16 protein-coding genes are annotated in these 18,558 nt (G+C 71.2%); 10 read left to right on the forward strand and 6 right to left on the reverse strand.

Going from position 1 to position 18,558, the window contains the following annotated elements; translation table 11 throughout:
* Nucleotides 1–41 precede the first annotated feature (41 nt).
* The 7 genes from cysC to AB0L95_RS02140 all read left to right on the forward strand — a co-directional run bounded on the left by cysC (nucleotide 42) and on the right by AB0L95_RS02140 (nucleotide 6,667).
* A complete protein-coding gene (gene cysC, locus AB0L95_RS02110; protein ID WP_365155439.1) occupies nucleotides 42–578 on the forward strand; it encodes an adenylyl-sulfate kinase in 537 nt (178 codons plus the stop codon).
* Nucleotides 575–1,513: a sulfate adenylyltransferase subunit CysD gene (gene cysD, locus AB0L95_RS02115; protein ID WP_365155442.1), complete on the forward strand. Its 939-nt coding sequence runs from the start codon at nucleotides 575–577 to the stop codon at nucleotides 1,511–1,513. Before cysC ends, cysD begins: the two co-directional genes overlap by 4 nt.
* A gap of 2 nt (nucleotides 1,514–1,515) precedes the next feature.
* Nucleotides 1,516–2,844, forward strand: a complete 1,329-nt coding sequence (locus tag AB0L95_RS02120) for a GTP-binding protein (RefSeq protein ID WP_365155444.1) — start codon at nucleotides 1,516–1,518, stop codon at nucleotides 2,842–2,844.
* A gap of 235 nt (nucleotides 2,845–3,079) precedes the next feature.
* Nucleotides 3,080–4,189 (forward strand): aliphatic sulfonate ABC transporter substrate-binding protein, encoded by a 1,110-nt coding sequence (locus tag AB0L95_RS02125; RefSeq protein WP_365155447.1) that lies wholly within the window; start codon nucleotides 3,080–3,082, stop codon nucleotides 4,187–4,189.
* Nucleotides 4,190–4,224: 35 nt separating this feature from the next.
* On the forward strand, nucleotides 4,225–5,013 hold the full coding sequence (locus AB0L95_RS02130) for an ABC transporter ATP-binding protein (protein WP_365155450.1): 789 nt from the start codon (nucleotides 4,225–4,227) through the stop codon (nucleotides 5,011–5,013).
* Nucleotides 5,000–5,911 (forward strand): ABC transporter permease, encoded by a 912-nt coding sequence (locus AB0L95_RS02135; protein WP_365155453.1) that lies wholly within the window; start codon nucleotides 5,000–5,002, stop codon nucleotides 5,909–5,911. Before AB0L95_RS02130 ends, AB0L95_RS02135 begins: the two co-directional genes overlap by 14 nt.
* 6 nt (nucleotides 5,912–5,917) lie before the next feature.
* On the forward strand, nucleotides 5,918–6,667 hold the full coding sequence (locus AB0L95_RS02140) for a sirohydrochlorin chelatase (RefSeq protein WP_365155456.1): 750 nt from the start codon (nucleotides 5,918–5,920) through the stop codon (nucleotides 6,665–6,667).
* An 82-nt stretch (nucleotides 6,668–6,749) separates the two neighbouring features.
* Here AB0L95_RS02140 and AB0L95_RS02145 read toward each other — a convergent pair whose 3' ends face one another.
* Nucleotides 6,750–9,356 (reverse strand): fibronectin type III domain-containing protein, encoded by a 2,607-nt coding sequence (locus tag AB0L95_RS02145; RefSeq protein ID WP_365155459.1) that lies wholly within the window; start codon nucleotides 9,354–9,356, stop codon nucleotides 6,750–6,752.
* 141 nt (nucleotides 9,357–9,497) lie between these two features.
* Nucleotides 9,498–10,496 (reverse strand): WYL domain-containing protein, encoded by a 999-nt coding sequence (locus tag AB0L95_RS02150; protein ID WP_365156474.1) that lies wholly within the window; start codon nucleotides 10,494–10,496, stop codon nucleotides 9,498–9,500.
* 101 nt (nucleotides 10,497–10,597) lie between these two features.
* On the opposite strand from AB0L95_RS02150, the gene AB0L95_RS02155 reads away from it, so the two are divergent.
* Nucleotides 10,598–11,005, forward strand: coding sequence for a DUF3224 domain-containing protein (locus tag AB0L95_RS02155; RefSeq protein WP_365155462.1), 408 nt, complete (start codon nucleotides 10,598–10,600; stop codon nucleotides 11,003–11,005).
* On the opposite strand, the gene AB0L95_RS02160 is transcribed toward AB0L95_RS02155, so the two are convergent.
* Together AB0L95_RS02160 and AB0L95_RS02165 are read right to left on the reverse strand one after the other, a co-directional pair.
* A complete protein-coding gene (locus AB0L95_RS02160) occupies nucleotides 10,990–12,051 on the reverse strand; it encodes a ketopantoate reductase family protein (RefSeq protein ID WP_365155465.1) in 1,062 nt (353 codons plus the stop codon). The genes AB0L95_RS02155 and AB0L95_RS02160 overlap by 16 nt on opposite strands.
* A 74-nt stretch (nucleotides 12,052–12,125) precedes the next feature.
* A complete protein-coding gene (locus AB0L95_RS02165) occupies nucleotides 12,126–12,680 on the reverse strand; it encodes a DUF1697 domain-containing protein (protein ID WP_365155468.1) in 555 nt (184 codons plus the stop codon).
* Between the two features lie 230 nt (nucleotides 12,681–12,910).
* Between AB0L95_RS02165 and AB0L95_RS02170 the strand changes: the two genes are divergently transcribed.
* Nucleotides 12,911–15,178 carry an MMPL family transporter gene (locus AB0L95_RS02170; protein ID WP_365155471.1) on the forward strand — a complete coding sequence of 756 codons (2,268 nt, stop codon included), beginning with the start codon at nucleotides 12,911–12,913 and terminating at the stop codon, nucleotides 15,176–15,178.
* A gap of 240 nt (nucleotides 15,179–15,418) precedes the next feature.
* Nucleotides 15,419–16,282 carry an aminoglycoside phosphotransferase family protein gene (locus AB0L95_RS02175; RefSeq protein ID WP_365155473.1) on the forward strand — a complete coding sequence of 288 codons (864 nt, stop codon included), beginning with the start codon at nucleotides 15,419–15,421 and terminating at the stop codon, nucleotides 16,280–16,282.
* 28 nt (nucleotides 16,283–16,310) lie between these two features.
* On the opposite strand, the gene AB0L95_RS02180 is transcribed toward AB0L95_RS02175, so the two are convergent.
* Both AB0L95_RS02180 and AB0L95_RS02185 read right to left on the reverse strand, forming a co-directional pair.
* The gene (locus AB0L95_RS02180; protein ID WP_365155476.1) at nucleotides 16,311–17,033 is read right to left on the reverse strand and encodes a 3'-5' exonuclease; all 723 of its coding nucleotides are present in this window, start codon (nucleotides 17,031–17,033) and stop codon (nucleotides 16,311–16,313) included.
* 198 nt (nucleotides 17,034–17,231) lie between these two features.
* Entirely contained in the window at nucleotides 17,232–18,470 is a 1,239-nt protein-coding gene (locus tag AB0L95_RS02185; protein WP_365155479.1) for an SAV2148 family HEPN domain-containing protein, read from the reverse strand.
* Between the last annotated feature and the right edge of the window lie 88 nt (nucleotides 18,471–18,558).

Consider the following 18,558-nt stretch of genomic DNA (forward strand, 5'->3'; position numbering starts at 1 on the left):
CTCAGCTTTCCAGAGACCTTCCGACAACCAGGGAGTCCCCCGTGACAACCGGAGCCACCGTCTGGCTCACGGGTCTGCCGAGCGCCGGCAAGACCACGATCGCCTACGAGCTGGCCGGCCGGCTGCGCGAGGAAGGCCACCGGGTCGAGGTGCTCGACGGCGACGAGATCCGCGAGTTCATCTCTGCGGGCCTCGGCTTCAGCCGCGCGGACCGGCACACGAATGTGCAACGCATCGGCTTTCTCGCGGATCTGCTCGCCCGTAACGGCGTCAAGGCGCTGGTCCCGGTGATCGCGCCGTACGCGGACAGCCGCGAGGCGGTGCGCAAGCGCCACCAGGAGAGCGGGACGCCGTACCTGGAGGTGCATGTGGCGACGCCGCTGGAGGTGTGCTCCGTACGCGATGTGAAGGGCCTGTACGCCCAGCAGGCCGCGGGCGAACTGACGGGCCTGACGGGGGTCGACGACCCGTATGAGGAGCCCGAGTCCCCCGATCTGCGGATCGAGTCCCAGAACCAGACCGTGCAGGAGTCGGCGGCCGTGGTGCACGCGCTGCTCAGCGAAAGGGGACTGGCATGACGACCACCGTCGCCTCGACCAGCGAGGGCACGGACAGCCCGTACGCCCTGTCCCATCTGGACGCGCTGGAGTCCGAGGCCGTCCATATCTTCCGTGAGGTGGCGGGCGAGTTCGAGCGGCCGGTGATCCTCTTCTCCGGCGGCAAGGACTCCATCGTCATGCTGCATCTGGCGCTGAAGGCGTTCACGCCCGCGCCGGTGCCGTTCTCGCTGCTCCACGTGGACACCGGGCACAACTTCCCCGAGGTGCTGGAGTACCGCGACCGCGCCGTCGAGAAGCACGGTCTGCGGCTGCATGTGGCGTCCGTGCAGGACTACATCGACCGGGGGGTCCTCAAGGAGCGCCCCGACGGCACGCGTAACCCCCTGCAGACCCTCCCCCTGACGGAGAAGATCCAGGCCGAGCGGTTCGACGCCGTCTTCGGCGGCGGGCGCCGGGACGAGGAGAAGGCCCGCGCCAAGGAGCGCGTCTTCTCGCTGCGCGACGAGTTCTCCCAGTGGGACCCGCGCCGCCAGCGCCCCGAGCTGTGGCAGCTCTACAACGGCCGCCACGCGGCCGGCGAACACGTCCGGGTGTTCCCGTTGTCCAACTGGACCGAGCTGGACGTGTGGCAGTACATCACCCGCGAGGGCATCGAACTGCCCGAGATCTACTTCGCCCACGAGCGCGACGTCTTCCAGCGCAGCGGCATGTGGCTGACCGCGGGCGACTGGGGCGGACCGAAGGAGAGCGAGACGGTCGAGCGGCGTCTGGTGCGCTACCGGACCGTGGGTGACATGTCCTGCACCGGTGCCGTCGACTCGGACGCGGTGACCCTGGAGCAGGTGATCGCCGAGATCGCCGCCTCCCGGCTCACCGAGCGCGGCGCCACCCGCGCCGACGACAAGCTCTCCGAGGCCGCCATGGAGGACCGCAAGCGCGAGGGGTACTTCTAGTCATGACCACGACCACGGAACTCTCCGCCACCACTCTCCTGCGGTTCGCCACCGCCGGTTCGGTCGACGACGGCAAGTCCACGCTCGTCGGACGGCTGCTGCACGACTCCAAGTCGGTCCTCGTCGACCAGCTGGAGGCCGTGGAGCGCGCCTCGGCGAGCCGCGGCAAGGAAGGCCCGGACCTCGCGTTGCTCACCGACGGTCTGCGCGCCGAACGCGAGCAGGGCATCACCATCGATGTGGCGTACCGATACTTCGCCACCCCCCGCCGGCGGTTCATCCTCGCCGACACCCCCGGCCATGTGCAGTACACACGGAACATGGTCACCGGTGCCTCCACCGCCGAGCTGACGGTGGTCCTGGTCGACGCCCGCAACGGCGTCGTCGAGCAGACCCGCCGCCATGCCGCGATCGCCGCCCTGCTGCGCGTCCCGCACGTCGTCCTCGCCGTGAACAAGATGGACCTCGTGGACTACCAGGAGTCCGTGTTCGCGGCGATCGCCGAGGAGTTCACGGCGTACGCGACCGAGCTGGGCGTCCCCGAGGTCACCGCGATCCCGATCTCGGCGCTGGCCGGTGACAACGTGGTGGAGCCGTCCGCGAACATGGACTGGTACGGCGGCCCCACCGTCCTGGAGCATCTGGAGACGGTCCCGGTCAGCCACGACCTGGCGCACTGCCACGCGCGGCTGCCCGTGCAGTACGTGATCCGTCCGCAGAGCACCGAGCATCCCGACTACCGGGGCTACGCGGGCCAGATCGCGGCCGGCACCTTCCGCGTCGGCGAGCAGGTCACCGTGCTGCCCTCCGGCCGGACCACGAAGGTCTCCGGGATCGACCTGCTCGGCAGGCCGGTCGACGTGGCGTGGACCCCGCAGTCGGTGACCCTCCTGCTGGAGGACGACATCGACATCTCGCGCGGGGACCTGATCGTGCCGAGCGAGGACGCGCCCGCGACCACCCAGGACATCGAGGCGACGGTCTGCCATGTCGCGGACCAGGCGCTGACCGTCGGCCACCGGGTGCTGCTCAAGCACGGCACCCGCACGGTCAAGGCGATCGTGAAGGACATCCCGTCCCGTCTCACCCTGGACGACCTGTCCCTGCACCCGCACCCGGGTCAGCTCGTCGCCAACGACATCGGCCGGGTGAAGATCCGTACCGCGGAGCCGCTGCCGGTGGACGCGTACGCGGACTCCCGCCGCACCGGATCGTTCATCCTGATCGACCCGGCCGACGGCACCACGCTCACCGCGGGCATGGTCGGCGAGTCGTTCGCCGCGCCCGAGCCGGTGAACGACGACGCCGACGGCGACGGGTGGGACTTCTGATCATGATCACCACCTGCTTCTACTCGCTGTTCGCGAAGGAGGGCGGCCGCGTCGGCAGCGGTGCCCTCGGGAGCGGGCAGGGCGGAGTGGCGCGATGTGCGTGCTGACGTACGCGCACTGCCTGCGCGCCCCGTCCCCCCACCTGACGTCCCAGAAGCGACGAAGACCCTCAGCCGAACTCCCGGCCACGCCCTGAGAGAGCGTGACCGCCGGGCCAACGAGAGGACAGCCTCCCGTGCCTGCCAACCGCTCCCTGCTTCGCGGCGGCATAGCCGCACTCGCCGCTCTCCCCCTCCTCGCCCTCGCCGCCTGTGGCTACGGGTCCGAGGCCAAGGACGACACCTCCAGCCAGAAGATCGCCTCCGGAGCCAAGAAGATCGACGGTCTCGACTCCGTGAAGATCGGCTACTTCGGCAACCTCACCCACGCGACCGCACTCGTCGGCGTCCAGAAGGGCTTCTTCCAGAAGTCGCTCGGCGGCACGCAGGCCAAGTACCAGATCTTCAACGCCGGTCCCTCCGAGATCGAGGCCCTCAACTCCGGTGCCATCGACATCGGCTGGATCGGCCCCTCCCCGGCGATCAACGGCTACACCAAGTCCGACGGCAAGAGCCTGCGCATCATCGGCGGTTCGGCGTCCGGCGGGGTGAAGCTCGTGGTCGACCCGAAGAAGATCAAGTCGCTGAAGGACGTCAAGGGCAAGAAGATCGCGACGCCTCAACTCGGCAACACGCAGGACGTGGCCTTCCTCAACTGGGTCGCGGAGCAGGGCTGGAAGGTCGACCCGGAGAGCGGCAAGGGCGATGTCTCGGTGGTCCGCACCGACAACAAGGTCACCCCTGACGCCTTCAAGTCCGGCTCGATCGACGGCGCCTGGGTGCCGGAGCCGACCGCGTCCAAGCTGGTCGCGGAGGGCGGCAAGGTCCTGCTGGACGAGTCGTCGCTGTGGCCCGACAAGAAGTTCGTGATCACGAACATCATCGTGTCGCAGAAGTTCCTCACGGAGCACCCGAAGGCCGTGGAGGCGGTCCTGAAGGCGTCGGTCGACACCAACAAGTGGATCAACGCCAACCCGGACGAGGCGAAGACCGCGGCGAACAAGCAGCTGGAGGCCGACTCCGGCAAGGCCCTGCCGGCGAACGTGCTGGACCCGGCGTGGAAGTCGATCCAGGTCACCGACGACCCGCTGGCCTCGACCCTGAACACCGAGGCGCAGCACGCGGTCAAGTCCGGTCTGCTGAAGGACCCGAAGCTGGACGGCATCTACGACCTGACCCTGCTGAACAAGGTCCTCAAGGACGAGGGCGAGAGCACCGTCGACGACGCCGGTCTCGGCGCCAAGTAAGCCCGGTCCCGAAGAGTTCCCAGGAGGTGACGACCATGGCCACCGCTCTCGCCAAGGCCGCCGAAGGAGCCGCGTCGGTGGAACACGCCGCCCGGATCGAGCATGTCTCGAAGTCCTTCGCCGGGCCCGCCGGACAGCAGCTCGTCCTCGACGACATCACCCTGGATGTCGCCCCGGGTGAGTTCGTCACCCTCCTGGGGGCCTCGGGCTGCGGCAAGTCCACCCTGCTCAACCTGGTCGCGGGGCTCGACAAGCCCTCCGCGGGCAGCATCACCACCCAGGGGCGCCCGGCCCTGATGTTCCAGGAACACGCCCTGTTCCCCTGGCTGACCGCGGGCAAGAACATCGAACTCGCCCTGAGGCTCCGGGGCGTTCCGAAGAGCGAGCGGCGCGGCAAGGCCGAGGAGCTGCTCGAACTCGTCCGTCTCCAGGGCTCGTACGGCAAGCGGGTGCACGAGCTGTCCGGCGGTATGCGCCAGCGTGTCGCCATGGCGCGCGCCCTGGCCCAGGACAGCCAACTGCTGCTGATGGACGAGCCGTTCGCGGCCCTCGACGCAATCACCCGGGACGTGCTGCACGACGAGCTGACCCGGATCTGGGCGGAGACGGGCTTGTCCGTGCTGTTCGTCACGCACAACGTGCGGGAGGCGGTCCGGCTGGCGCAGCGCGTCGTGCTGCTGTCCTCGCGTCCGGGCCGGGTGGCGCGGCAGTGGACGGTCGACCTCCCGCAGCCGCGCCGCATCGAGGACGCCCCGGTGGCGGAACTGTCCGTCGAGATCACCGAAGTACTGCGTGGGGAGATCCGCCGTCATGGCCAGCACTGAGACCACCGACCCGACGGCGGACTCCGCCGTCAGGGACAGCGCCGGGCTGGGCGGCCTGGAGGCGGGCCTCGACGCCCTGGAGGTCTCCGCCACCGGCCGGACGCCGTTCCGGCAGACCTTCGTCCACAAGATCCTGCCGCCGATCCTCGCGATCGTGGTCGTCCTGCTGGTCTGGCAGGCGCTGGTCTCCTTCAAGATCGTCGATGATCCGACCAAGCTGCCGTCCCCCGGCGAGGTGTGGGGCGAGGTGGCGGACGCCTGGCTGCAGGGCAAGCTGCTCGGCTACATCTGGACCAGCGTCTCGCGCGGTCTGCTGGGCTTCCTGCTCGCCCTCGCGATCGGCACCCCGCTGGGTCTGGTGGTGGCCCGCGTGAAGTTCGTGCGCGCGGCCATCGGCCCGATCCTGTCCGGGCTCCAGTCGCTCCCGTCGGTGGCCTGGGTGCCGCCGGCCGTGATCTGGCTGGGCCTGAACAACTCGATGATGTACGCGGTGATCCTGCTCGGTGCCGTGCCGTCGATCGCCAACGGCCTGGTGTCGGGTGTCGACCAGGTGCCGCCGCTGTTCCTGCGGGCGGGCCGGACGATGGGAGCCACCGGGCTCAGGGGCACCTGGCACATCGTCATGCCGGCCGCGCTGCCGGGCTATCTGGCGGGTCTGAAGCAGGGCTGGGCCTTCTCCTGGCGCTCGCTGATGGCGGCGGAGATCATCGCCTCCTCGCCCGACCTCGGCATCGGACTGGGCGCGCTGCTGGAGAACGGCCGCAACGCGAGCTCCATGTCCATGGTGTTCGAGGCCGTCATCCTGATCCTGATCGTCGGTATCGCGATCGACCTGCTGATCTTCAGTCCGCTGGAGCGGTGGGTGCTGCGCAGTCGCGGTCTTCTCGTCAAGGGCTGACGTCCCATGCATCCGAAGCCGGTCCGCCCCGTCCTGGTGGTCATCGCCCACGGCAGCCGCGATCCGCGGCACGCCGCGACGGTGCACGCCCTCGTACGGCGGGTGCGGTCGCTGCGGCCCGGGCTGCGCGTGGAGACCGGCTTCCTGGACTTCAACGTCCCCTCGGTGCAGGGGGTGCTGGAGTCCCTGGCGGCCGAGGGAGTACGGGAGGTCGTGGCCCTCCCCCTGCTGCTGACGCGGGCGTTCCACGCCAAGGCGGACATCCCGGCGGTCCTGCGGGAGGCTCCGTCCCGGCTGCGGATCCGGCAGGCGGAGGTGCTGGGCCCCTCGCCGCTGCTGCTGCACGCACTGGAGCGGCGGCTGTACGAGGCGGGGCTGACCCCCGCCGACAAGTCCTCGACCGGGGTCGTGCTGGCCTCGGCGGGGTCGACGGACCCGGAGGCGATCGCAGTGATCGCTGATATCGCGCGGGAGTGGCGGCACACCGGTTGGTGCGCCGTGCGGCCTGCGTTCGCCTCCGCATCCCTGCCCCGCACCGAGGACGCGGTGCGGGAGCTGCGGGCGGCGGGCTGCGCGCGGGTGGCCGTGGCGCCGTACGTCCTGGCCCCCGGTTTTCTGCCGGACCGCATCGCCCGGGGCGCCGCCGAGGCGGACGTGCTGGCCGCTGTCCTGGGGCCGGCGCCGGAGGTGGCCAGGGCGGTGCTGGAACGCTACGACGAGGCCCGGCTGCCGCTGCTGACGGCCCTCGGGGCCTGAGAGCTCCGCATGCCAGGGGCGCCCACCGGCGGTGGGCGCCCCTGGGGACGTCAGCCGATGCCTGCGGCGCAGGCGCGGTCGGTCACGGCGCGGTCTTCGCCGTCACCGTCGCCGCCGGGCCGGTGCCCGCTGCCGTCACCGCGGCGACCGTGACCGTGTACGAGGTGCCCGGCCGCAGACCGCCGATCACCCGGAACATGCCCTTGGCGGACGGCTGGGAGACCAGGACGTCCCGTCCCGTCACCTCGATCGGGTCGCGGCCGTCGGAGACCGTCACCCGGTAGCCGATCACCTTGGCGTCGCCGGTCGCGGTCGGCGGGGTCCAGGCGAGGGTGGCCGCCGTGGACTGCGTCCGCAGCTTCGGGCCCGTGAGCGCCGCGGGCAGCGCGGTGGCGGCGGTGGGCGTCAGCGGGAGCGAGGCCAGGGACGGGGCGCTGGTGCCCTGGGCGTTCGCCGCGGTGACCGTCACCGCGAACGGGCCGCCGGTGGAGGGCAGTCCGCCGATCCGGACGAGCGCCGTGCGCCGGAAGTCCGCGGCGGTGACCGACTGCTCGCCGACCTGCCGGCCGGTGGTGTCGTAGGCGCGGGCCGTGTAGCCCGACACCGGTGAACTCCCTTCGACGAAGCTCGGGTTGAAGGTGACGTACAGGGCGTCCGCGCCTGCGGTGCTCGTGCCGACGCGGGAGGGCGCCTCGGGGGCGGAGGGTCCGCCGGTCCCCCGGTGCAGCAGTCCGCGGTAGGCCGGTTCGAGGCCCGCGTTCGCGACGATCTCGGACGGGACGTCCGACAGCGCCGTCATGATCTTGTTGCCGGTCGTCACCAGGCCCTTGTTGTCGCTGTCGGCCGTGCCCTCCTCCCACCAGTTGTCCTTGACCAGGGTCGGGTCGTTGTTGCCCAGGCCGTCGCGGTAGTCGGTGTGGCGGGAAGCGACGTTGGCGTACGAGGCGTGGTACAGGACGTTGCCCTGGACCGTCTCGTAGGTGCAGCCGTTGTCGGTGTAGACGCTCTTGCCCAGGCCCCACTGGTCGTGGATGACATTGCCGGTGACCTGCTCGCCATCGGCCATCGACGTGCCGGTCAGACCCTGGGTGTAGATGCCGCCGCCGTCGTCGAGCATCTGCATGTAGTCGTAGATCAGGTTGTCGCGGACCGCGTTGTCGTGGCCGGCGTTCGGGGTTGCCGGATCGCCGATCTTGTCGGGCCATCCGCCCCAGCCCATCGAGACGGCGCTGTAGCCGACATGGTCGATCTGGTTGTGGGCGATGGTGTCGTGCTCGGTGTAGCCGTTGAGGATCGCCACGCCGCCGTGGTACTCGCGGGGCAGGCCGTAGAGGTGATTGTTCGTCACCTGGACGCCTGAGGCGGGGCTCTGCCCGTCCACTCCGCCGATCTCCAGGCCGTTGCCGGAGATGTCGGTGAAGACGCTGCCGCTGACGGAGGAGTCCTCGCTGCCCGTCCCCAGGTCCAGCCCGGAGGCGCCGAGATGGGCGAAGACGTCGTCGGCGAAGGCGATGCGCTGCCCGTGGCTGAAGGACACGTTGCCGGGCATCTTCGTCCACGAGGCGAACGGGCAGGTGCCGCCGTCGACGTAGTGGCACAGGCCCTGGGTGGCCCAGCCACGGTCGCCGGTGATGGTGTAGCCGGCCTGGATCTCGGAGAAGCCCTCGGGGCTGGAGGGGGTCAGCCAGGTCGCGTAGCTGAACCGCAGGCCGCGGAAGGCGATGTCGTGCACGGGGGCGGCGGCGGTGCCCCGGCCGTCGACCAGTTTCTCGGCGGCGGGCGCCTCGACATCGGCCCGGCCGAGGTTCTCACCCTTGCGCGGCAGGTAGTAGACGCGGTGGGCGCCGCGGTCGAGGTACCACTCGCCGGGCTGGTCGAGGAGTTCGTAGGCGTTCTCGACGTAGGTCGCCTTGCCGCTGTTGGTGAGCCGGCCCGGCCCGACCATGCTGACCGTGCGGCCGGGGATGTCCGGGAACTCGACCCGCTTGTTGGAGTTGTCCCAGCACGGCTGGGTCATGGTGATGGTGGTGCCCTCGGCGGAGGCGAGACGACAGCGGGGCTCGGTCCACTGGCCGAGGCCGTTGCGCTCGATGTTCCACAGCGCCTCGCCGCTGGTGTAGACGAACTCGGCGTCGGAGGGGCGCTTCCAGTGGGCGATGGCGTCGGAGGACGCCGTGTAGCCGGTCGCCGTCTGGGTCAGGGTCACCGGGACGGCGCCCCGGGCCCGCTGGGCGCGCACCCCGTCGACGTACAACTGACGTGTGTCGGTGAGCCCTCGGGGGGCCGGTGCGGACCAGAGTCCCGGCCGCCCCTTCACCGGCCGCCAGCCGGTGACCCGGCGGCCGCCGCTGACGACGGTGTCCCCCGTGCCCTGCCAGATGACGCGGTGGCCGTGGGTGCCGGAGTCACGGGCGTCGAGGACGAGGGGGTCCGTCAGACGGTAGGTGCCCGACGCGAGATGGACCGTCAGATCGGCCTGGAGATCCGCGGTGCGGGCCCGCGCCAGGTCGCGGGCGCGTTCCAGGGTGCGGACGGGGTGGCGGGCGGTGCCGTCGGCGTGGTCGTTCCCGGACGGGGACACATAGACGTCCGGGGACGCGGGCCGGGCCCGGGCGACGGCGCCGGGCGCACCGACGGCCAGGATCGCGGAGACGAGGGTGACGAGGACGGCTCTTCGGTGCGTGGGCATGGAACCCTCCCGTGGGCTTAGCCTGTACCCAACGCCCGGAAAGGTAGGAGCACTTGAGCGTCACAGTCAATTGAATTGACAGAAACCGTCGAATTGAGCCTCCCCTAGGGGCACTCGTGATTCGATTCATCCGAGCAGTGGTCACATCTCTGACTGAGTCCCAGGGGTGCGCAGGGCCTGCGCATAGCGGTCGGCCAGGGCGGCCACCGTTTCAGCGAGGGCCCGGCGCAGCTCCGGCGGGCCGAGCACTTCGGCCTCCGTACCGAGTCGGAGCAGATCACCCACGGCCACCGCCTGGGCCTCGACCGGAAGTTCCACCTGGACCCAGCCCTCGTGATCCGGCGCTCCGGCGGTTTCGAGGGCCTGTGTGCCGGCCGCGCCGAACTGCATGGGCAGCAGCCGCTGCGCCCGGGGAGAGAGCCGCACCTGTGCGGTTCCCTGGTGGCGCGCGTCCTCCAGCCGCCGGGAGGACTCCGCCCAGTACGCCGCCAGCTCGAACGCGGGCGGCCGGGCGAAGACCTCGTCGGTGATCTCCACCGCCAGGAACCTTGATATCCGGTAGGTCCGCAGCGCCTCGTCCACGAGCGCCACCAGGTACCAGATACCGCCCTTGAGGACGACGCCGAGTGGGCGCAGCTCCCGGTGGACCTCCCCGCGCCACCGCCGGTAGTGGGCGCGCAGCACGCGCTGCTCCCACACCGCCCGCGCGACCGGCGCCAGATGCGGAACCGGGTCGGCGTCCCGGAACCAGGCCGGCGCATCGAGGTGGAACCTCTCCTCGACGAGCCGGGTGCGCGCGGCCGGTTCGGCGGGCAGGGCTGCCCTGAGTTTCAGCTGTGCGGTCGCCAGCACCGGCCCCAGACCGAGATCCCGCGCCGGGCCGGGCGCCCCGGCGAGAAACAGGGCCCCGGCCTCGGCGTCGGTGAGCCCGGTGAGCCGTGTGCGGTATCCGTCCATCAGCCGGTAGCCACCGGCGGGCCCGCGGTCGGCGCGGACGGGTACACCCGAGGCGATGAGCGCCTCGATGTCGCGGTAGACCGTGCGGACCGACACCTCCAGCTCGGCGGCGAGGTCCGGCGCGGTCATCCGCCCACGGTTCTGCAACAGCAGGAGCAGCGAGAGAAGCCGGTCGGCACGCATGGGGGTCATTGTCCCGTCGTACCTGACAGAAGGTGTCAGGTACGACGGTCAGGCTGGTCACCGCACCGCCGACCCCTCGGCGGCCGACCGAAAGGATCCCCATGCCCGCGCACATCACCGGCCATATCGCCTCCGCTGACTGGAAGGAGGTTCCGGCCGGACCGGCCGAGACGACCCCGAGGCTCGCCCGCGCCTGTGTGACCAACACCTTCAGCGGCGGCATCGAGGCGGACCGCACGGTCTGCGAGTACACCATCGTCTACGGCACCGAGAAGACCGGCGGTTTCACCGGCATGGAGTTGCTGGCCGGGCGGCTGGCGGGACGCGAGGGCAGCTTCGTCGTGGAGCAGCGCGGCACCTTCGCGGCCGACGGCACCGTGCAGTGCACCTTCGAGGTGGTGCCGGGGACGGGCACCGGCGAACTGGCCGGTCTCTCCGGCACCGGCGCCTTCACCTACACACCGGGGGAGTCGCCCTTCCCCTACACCTTCGACTACGACCTCGGCTGATCCCCGGCGCCGGTCCGGTCCGGGCGGGGGGCCCGGACCGCCCGCTCCGCCTCCTCGGCGCGTCGCACCAGCTCCGCCACCGGCAGCGACCCGGCCGGCCGCCGCTCACGTGCGAACGCGGTGGCGAGCTGTTGCAGCAGCTCGTTCAGGGGCGTGGGCAGGCCGTGCAGCCGGCCGAGGAGTGCGATCTCGCCGTTGAGATAGTCGGCCTCGATCGTGCCGGTACCGCGGGTGAGCGACTGCCAGGAGGAGCCACCGCCCCGCGCGGCCCCGTCGAGCGGCACCAGACGGATCTTGTCGCCGCGTGCCTCCTTCTGTTCCGTCGTGCTCGCATACGGGATCCCGGCGGCGCGGAGCACCGACTCGCCCTCGGCGCGCACCCGCTCCAGCAGCCGCAGCGCCTCCTCGTCGGCCAGCGGCCCGCTCACCGCCTCGACGGCGTTGGCGAGGTTGCCCAGCAGCTTGGCGTACTGCCAGCGCGCCACATCCGGTACGACAGGTGCCTCGAAGCGGGCGCTCTCCAGATCGGCGGCAATCCGGCGAACGGTGTCATCGGTGCCGTGGGGGTGGCGGCCGAGGTGCAGGATGCCGGTGAGCGGGGTGCCCGCCGCGGAGACCACGCCCGGCTCCACATAGGTGCACGGCAGCCAGACGCAGACCCCGTACACCCGGCGAAAGCGGCGCAGGGCGATCCGGGGGCTCTCCACCCCGTTCTGCAGGCAGACCACGGGCAGGTCCTCGGCGGCCGTGCCGCCGCCCGCCACGGGTGCCGGGCCCCAAGCGTCCAGCGCGGCCTCGCTGTCCTGTGTCTTGACGGTCAGCATGAGCACGTCGTCCGGACGCAACTCGCCCAGTGCGTCCGGACCGTCGACGACCGGCAGCCGGTGGATCCGCTCGCCCTCCGGGCCGTGGAAGCGCAGCCCGTGCTTCCTCAGCGCGGTGAGCTGCGCGCCGCGCGCGACCAGGACCACCTCGTGGCCCGCCCCGTCGAGCCGGGCGCCGATCGTGCCGCCGACCGCCCCCGCTCCGATGATGATGTAGCGCATGCCGACGAGCCTCGCACAGCCGTCAGTCGGGCTCCGTCCGGGGGCCGTTGGTGCGTGCCCGCACCCGCCGGAGGTCATGCTCCCGGAGCGGTCATCTCGGCCAGCTTGACGACGGTGTTCCAGTTCCGGGTGGTGGCGATCACGCCCTTGGTCAGCCGGCGCTTGGCGAGATGCTCGGCGAGCTTGGAGCGGCCGAGTCCGTCGGGGGCGTAGAGATAGAGGGCACGGTCGCCCAGCCGGAACTCCTCCGGCAGATACCCGGCCCGGTCGATCTCGGCGAAGCGTTCGGCGTCGATCGGCCGCGAGAAGTACGTGAGATGCAACTGCCTGCCCTCCAGCCGGTCCGCGGGGAACGGACAGGCGTCGCGCACGGACGTCAGATACCCGTGGTCGCGCACGATCACATCGACGGAGAAACCGAACCGCTTCTCGATCGCCCCGGTGAGCTCCGCGGCCAGGGACTCCTCGTCACCGTGGTCGCAGCGGAAGACGGCCTGGCCGCTCTGGAGATAGGTGCGGGCGCCGTCGTAGCCGAGTCCCTCCATCAGGGTACGCAGTTCGGCCATCGGAATCTTCTTGCTGCCGCCCACGTTGATCCCGCGCAGCAGCGCCGCGTACGTCGTCGTCATCCGCACACACTACGACCGCGCGGACCCTGATGCCGGTCCCCCGAGAACCCCGAACAGGTGTAAGGGCCCCGCTCCTCCCCGATGGTGAGACGACGGGGTACGAGGGGAGGATTCGGGCCGTGCGCGGTTCACCGGCCAGCACGAGGTGAGGCTCCCCCGCCCGCACCTACCGTCGAAGCGAACGGTGACGGCACGGGCCGTCACGTGCACACGAGGGGGGCACGCCCGTCATGGGGAACGGAGACACACGGGTGCGGGGCATCGCCGCGCGGGCCGGCGGCTGGAGCGCCCGGCACCGATGGGCGGCCGTCGGCATCTGGGTACTGTTCGTCGTCCTGGCGATGGCCGTCGGCTCGGCGGCCGGCCGCGTCGACGTCAAGGACAGCGACCAGATGGGGGGCGAGACACACACCGCCGCACGGATCATCCAGGACGCGGGGATCGAGCAGCCGGCCGGTGAGACCGTCCTGATCCAGGCCGAGGACGGCCGGACCACCGCCACGGACCCGGAGTTCCGCTCCGCCGTCACCGCGGTCGTACGGGCCGTCGAGGGCACCGGGCGGGTGACGGACGTGACGTCTCCGTACGACACCAAGACCATCTCGCGGGACGGCCGCAGCGCGCTGGTGCAGTTCGACATGCGCGGGGACGCGGACACCGCGGGCGACCGGGTCGAGCCGGTACTGAAGGCCGTCGCCGGGGTCCAGAAGGAGCACGGCGGGCTGCGGATCGAGGAGATCGGCGGCGCCAGCATGCAGAAGACGTTCTCCGACGCGTTCGGCGACGACTTCCAGCAGGCCGAGTACTCCGCGGTGCCGGTGGCGCTCGGCATCCTGCTCATCGCGTTCGGCGCGCTGGTCGCCGCGCTGCTCCCGGTCGCGCTCGCCATCACCGCGATCATGGCGACGATGGGTCTCATGGGCATTGTCAGCCATCTGCAGCCGATGAGCGACACCGCCAACTCCGTGATGCTGCTGGTGGGCATGGCCGTCGGCGTCGACTACTGCCTGTTCTATCTGCGGCGCGAGCGTGAGGAGCGCGCGGCCGGCCGGGATGCGGGCACCGCGCTGCGGATCGCCGCCGCGACCAGCGGGCGTGCCGTCATCGTCTCCGGTGTCACCGTGTGTGTCGCCATGGCGGGCATGCTCTTCACCGGGATCGCCACCTTCGAGGCGATGGGTCTGGCCTCACTGATGGTAGTGGCGGTGGCCATGGTCGGTTCGGTGACCGTGCTGCCCGCGCTGCTGTCCCTGCTCGGCAAGCGGGTGGAGAAGGGGCGTCTTCCGTTCCTGCACCCGAACCGCCGGCGCGGTGCCGGCGCCCGCTCCTCCGCCGAGGGCAGCCGGCTGTGGGCCGCCGTGCTCAAGGTCGTGCTCGCCAGGCCCGCCGTCTCGCTGGTGGTCGCGGCGGGTGCCCTGCTGGCGGTCGCGGCGCCCGCGCTCGGCATGAAGACCCAGAACCTGACCATGGACCAGGAGTTCGGCGACAAGCTGCCGATCGTGGCCACGTACAACCGGGTCAACGACGCGTTCCCCGGCGGCTCCGAGCCAGCCCAGGTGGTCGTCCGGGCCAAGGACATCAACGCCCCTGACGTGAAGGCCGCGCTCGCCGACTTCCGGGCGCAGGCGATCAGTTCGGGCGCCTCGCGGGGCCCCGTGGACATCAGGCTGCACGACGCGCAGAACGTGGCCGTGGTCTCCGTCCCGCTGGTCGGCGGCTCGGACCTGGACCGGGCGGGCAAGAGCCTGGAACTGCTGCGCGACAAGGTACGTCCGGACACCCTCGGCAAGGTCGACGGCGTACAGGCACCGATCACCGGGCAGGTCGCGGGCTCGCACGACTTCAACGACCAGCTCGTCGGCTCGGTGGTCCCGGTCTTCGCGTTCGTCGTGGTCTTCGCCTTTCTGCTGATGCTCGTGTCCTTCCGTTCGCTGACGGTCGCGATCACCTCGATCGTGCTCAATCTGCTGTCGGTCGGGGCGGCCTACGGCATCCTGGTCGCCGTCTTCCAGCACGGCTGGGGCGCGTCGCTGGTGGGCGCCCATGGCGTGGGCGCCATCGTCACCTGGCTGCCGCTGTTCCTCTTCGTCATCCTGTTCGGGCTCTCGATGGACTACCACGTGTTCGTGGTCTCCCGGATCCGTGAGGCGCGGCTGCGCGGCCGTTCGACGAAGGAGGCCATCACGCACGGCGTGGTGACCACGGCGGGGGTCGTCACCAGTGCCGCGGTCATCATGGTGGCCGTCTTCGCGATCTTCGGCACGCTGTCGATGCAGTCCATGAAGCAGATGGGCGTGGGCCTCGCCGCCGCGGTGCTCATCGACGCGACCGTCATCCGGGGTGTGCTGCTCCCGGCGGTGATGGCCCTGCTCGGCGAGCGGAACTGGTACCTGCCGAAGTGGCTGCACCGGCTGCCCGACCTGACGCACGACGAGTCGGCCCCGGCTTCCCCGCCGCCCGAGCCTCCGGCGCTGGAGGGGGAGAAGGCCGGCGTCTGAACCCCTGCCGGTGAGGGCACCGAGGGCTTGCGTGGCCGGGATGAACGTCCCGGCCACGCTGCCGTTGCACCGGCCCAGGCGGCGACTTGTGGCCGATGCCCCGCGCACACGGTGCGACCTGGGGGAATGCGACACTGGCGGGCGGACGGCCGGGGAAGCTCCCCGAGGCATGTGCTCGGGGGTGCGCTCGGCGGCCGTTCACGAGCACATCAAGGACCGCGTCGAGGCACGGAGGCGAACATGGACGAGGCGAAGGCGCGCGACCTGCTGGCGGCGGCGGGCGTGCTGCCCGGGCCGGCCGGGGACGCACGACTCCTCGCCCTGGGCGAGAACGCCGTGTTCGCCGCCGGTGACCTGGTGGTCAAGGTGGGCCGCGACGCCGAACTCCTGGACCGCGCACGGCGGGAGCTGGACACCGCCGTCTGGCTCGCCGAGGAGGGCGTCCCCGCCGTACGGGCCGCCGAACCCCGACCGCTCCTCGTGGACGGCCACCCGGTGACGGTGTGGCACCGGCTGCCCGATCCCGTACGCCCCGCGGAGCCGCGGGACCTGGCCGAACTGCTGCGGATCGTGCACACACTCCCCTCCCCCTCCTTCGATCTGCCGCCCCGCGATCTGCTGGGCGGTGTGGAGCGCTGGCTACGGCTGGCGGGCGAGGCGATCGACCCCGCGGACGCGGCATATCTGCGCGAGCGCCGGGACGGGTTCGCCGCCGCGGCGGCGGCCCTGACGCCGCATCTGCCGCCGGGCCCGATCCACGGCGACGCGCTGCCCCGCAATGTGCACATCGGCCCGGACGGACCGGTCCTGGTGGACCTGGAGACCTTCGCGGTGGATCTGCGCGAGCACGACCTGGTGGTCATGGCCCTGTCCCGCGACCGCTACGGGCTGCCCGCCGAGGCCTACGACTCCTTCACCCGCACCTATGGCTGGGACGTGCGCGACTGGGAGGGCTGCTCCGTGCTGCGCGGCGCGCGCGAGACCGCCAGCTGTGCCTGGGTCGCGCAGCACGCGCCGAGCAACCCCAAGGCACTCGCCGAGTTCGAGCGGCGGGTGGCGTCCTTGCGGGACGGGGACGAGACCGTGCGCTGGTATCCCTTCTGAGCCCCTGAGCCCTGAGCCCGCGAGGCCGTCAGACCGTGTGCCGCGCCGCCTCCCGCAGCGGCCAGGCCCCGTCCACCACGGCCTCCGTGTCGCCCTTGCGGCGCAGAAACGCCTGGAAGTCCGCCGCCCAGTCCGCGTGCCACTCGATCTGACGGCGGTGCAGCTCCGCCGGGCCGAGCGCCGCGATCTTCGGGTGGCGGCCGGCTATCGCGCGGGCGAGCCGGGCCGCGGCCAGGGCGTCCGCGGCGGCGTTGTGCGCCGAGTCCAGCGGGACGCCGTACTCCTCGCAGACCGCCTGGAGGGTGCGCTTGCCGCGGCGGTAGCGGTCGGCCCGGCGGTCGATGGTGTACGGATCGACGACGGGCGCGGGCTCCGGTCCGCCGAGCCGCTCGCTCAGCGAGGGGAGTCCGTACCGGTGCAGCTCGGCCGTGAGCAGGGTCAGGTCGAAGGACGCGTTGTACGCGACGACCGGGACGCCTGTCTTCCAGTATCCCGTGAGCACGTCGGCGATCGCGTCCGCGACCCGGTCGGCCGGGCTGCCGTCGGCGGTCGCCCGCTCATTGCTGATCCCGTGCACCGCGACCGCGTCCGCCGGGATCTCCACGCCGGGGTCGGCCAGCCATTCGCGGCGGCCCAGCGGCTCCCCGTCCTCGACCTCGATCACCGCCCCCGTGACGATGCGCGCCTCATACGGATCCGTCCCGGTCGTCTCCAGGTCGAATCCGATGAGCAGCTCTCGGTGCCAGGCCATGGCGGCCCCCCCTTCTCGGTGGTGCTTTCCCCCAGTGGCCTCCACCTTCGCATGCGCCACTGACAATCCGGGGAGCGTGCTCCGCTCGGTCCCCGGCCGGCGTCCGCTTCTGGACAGTCCAGGACCGTTCAGGACAGTCCAGTACGGTTTCGGACGATTCTGGATGATTCCGGACGGTTCCGGATGCTGCGGAACGGCTCAGGACACGGGTCGTGAATCGGCCCAGGCCTGTTCGAACTCCTCGCGATACGTCGGGAAGAGACCGCCCTCGACGGCTTCGTCCGACTTGACCACCCGGCTGCCGTTGCGCAGCACCAGTACCGGTGCCTCCATGCCGCGGCTGCGCCGCAGATAGGACTGCACCACCGCGATCCCGTCGGAGCCGTCCCCGTCCACCAGGTACGCGGTGAAGCGGGGCGTCTCGTCGAAGACCTGGATCTCGAAGGCGCCCGGGTCGCGGAGCCGGGCGCGCACCCGGCGCATGTGCAGGATGTTCATCTCGACGGCCCGGCTCAGCTCGCCCTTCTTGATGCCGAGTTCCCGCTCGCGCCGTTTGACGGCACTGGAGGCCGGGTTGAGGAACAGCAGACGCGTCCGGGCTCCCGACTCCGCGAGGCGCACCAGCCGGCGCCCGGAGAAGTTCTGCACGAGCAGATTGAGGCCGATGCCGATGGCGTCGAGGCGGCGGGCACCGCCGAAGATGTCCTCGGCGGGGAACTGCCGCAGCAGCCGTACCCGGTCGGGGTGGACGGCGACCACGTCCGCGTACCGGTCGCCCACGAGATCCTCGACCGCGTCCACGGGCAGCCGGCGCGCGGAGGGCACATCGCCGCCCGCACCCAGGATCTCCAGCAGCCGGGCGGAGGCGCGCTCGGCCTGGGCGAGCACCGTCTCCGACAGGGCCCGGTTGCGCGAGACCACGTTCCGGGTCACTTCCAGCTCGTCCAGGGCGAGTTCGACGTCCCGGCGCTCGTCTATGTACGGCTCGAAGCACGGCCAGTGCTGCACCATCAGCTCGCGCAGCTGCGGCAGCGTCAGAAAGCTGAGCACATTGTCGTCCGCGGGGTCGAGCAGATACCCCTTGCGGCGGCTGACCTCGCGGACGGCGACCGCGCGCTGCACCCACTCCTGTCCGGCCGGCCCGGCCGCGGCGACCACCCACTCGTCGCCGTGGACGGGTTCGTAGATGGGACGGAGAACAGCGGCCACGACCGCGCGCAGCCGCTGTTCGACCAGATTCAGCCAGATGTAGGCGCGTCCCGCCCGCTGAGCGCGGGTCCGTACCTCGCGCCATGCCTCGGCGTTCCAGTCCAGTTCCGGTCCGATGGATCCCATCTCCATCGGCCGTGCCAGGGACACCGCCCCGGGCGGGACCTCAGTGGAGTTTCCCTCGTGACCCTCGTCACCAGGGGGCAGCTCCAGCCCTCCCGAGCCCACCCGCGCACCGCCTTCCGCTCCCCCGAGCCTCCTCAGGGGCCAGGCCCCAGCCAACGATCAAGGAAGAGTACTCCGGGAGAGCGGCGGG

Origin of the sequence: Streptomyces sp. NPDC052036 (assembly GCF_040680495.1) — a bacterium.
GTDB lineage: Bacteria > Actinomycetota > Actinomycetes > Streptomycetales > Streptomycetaceae > Streptomyces.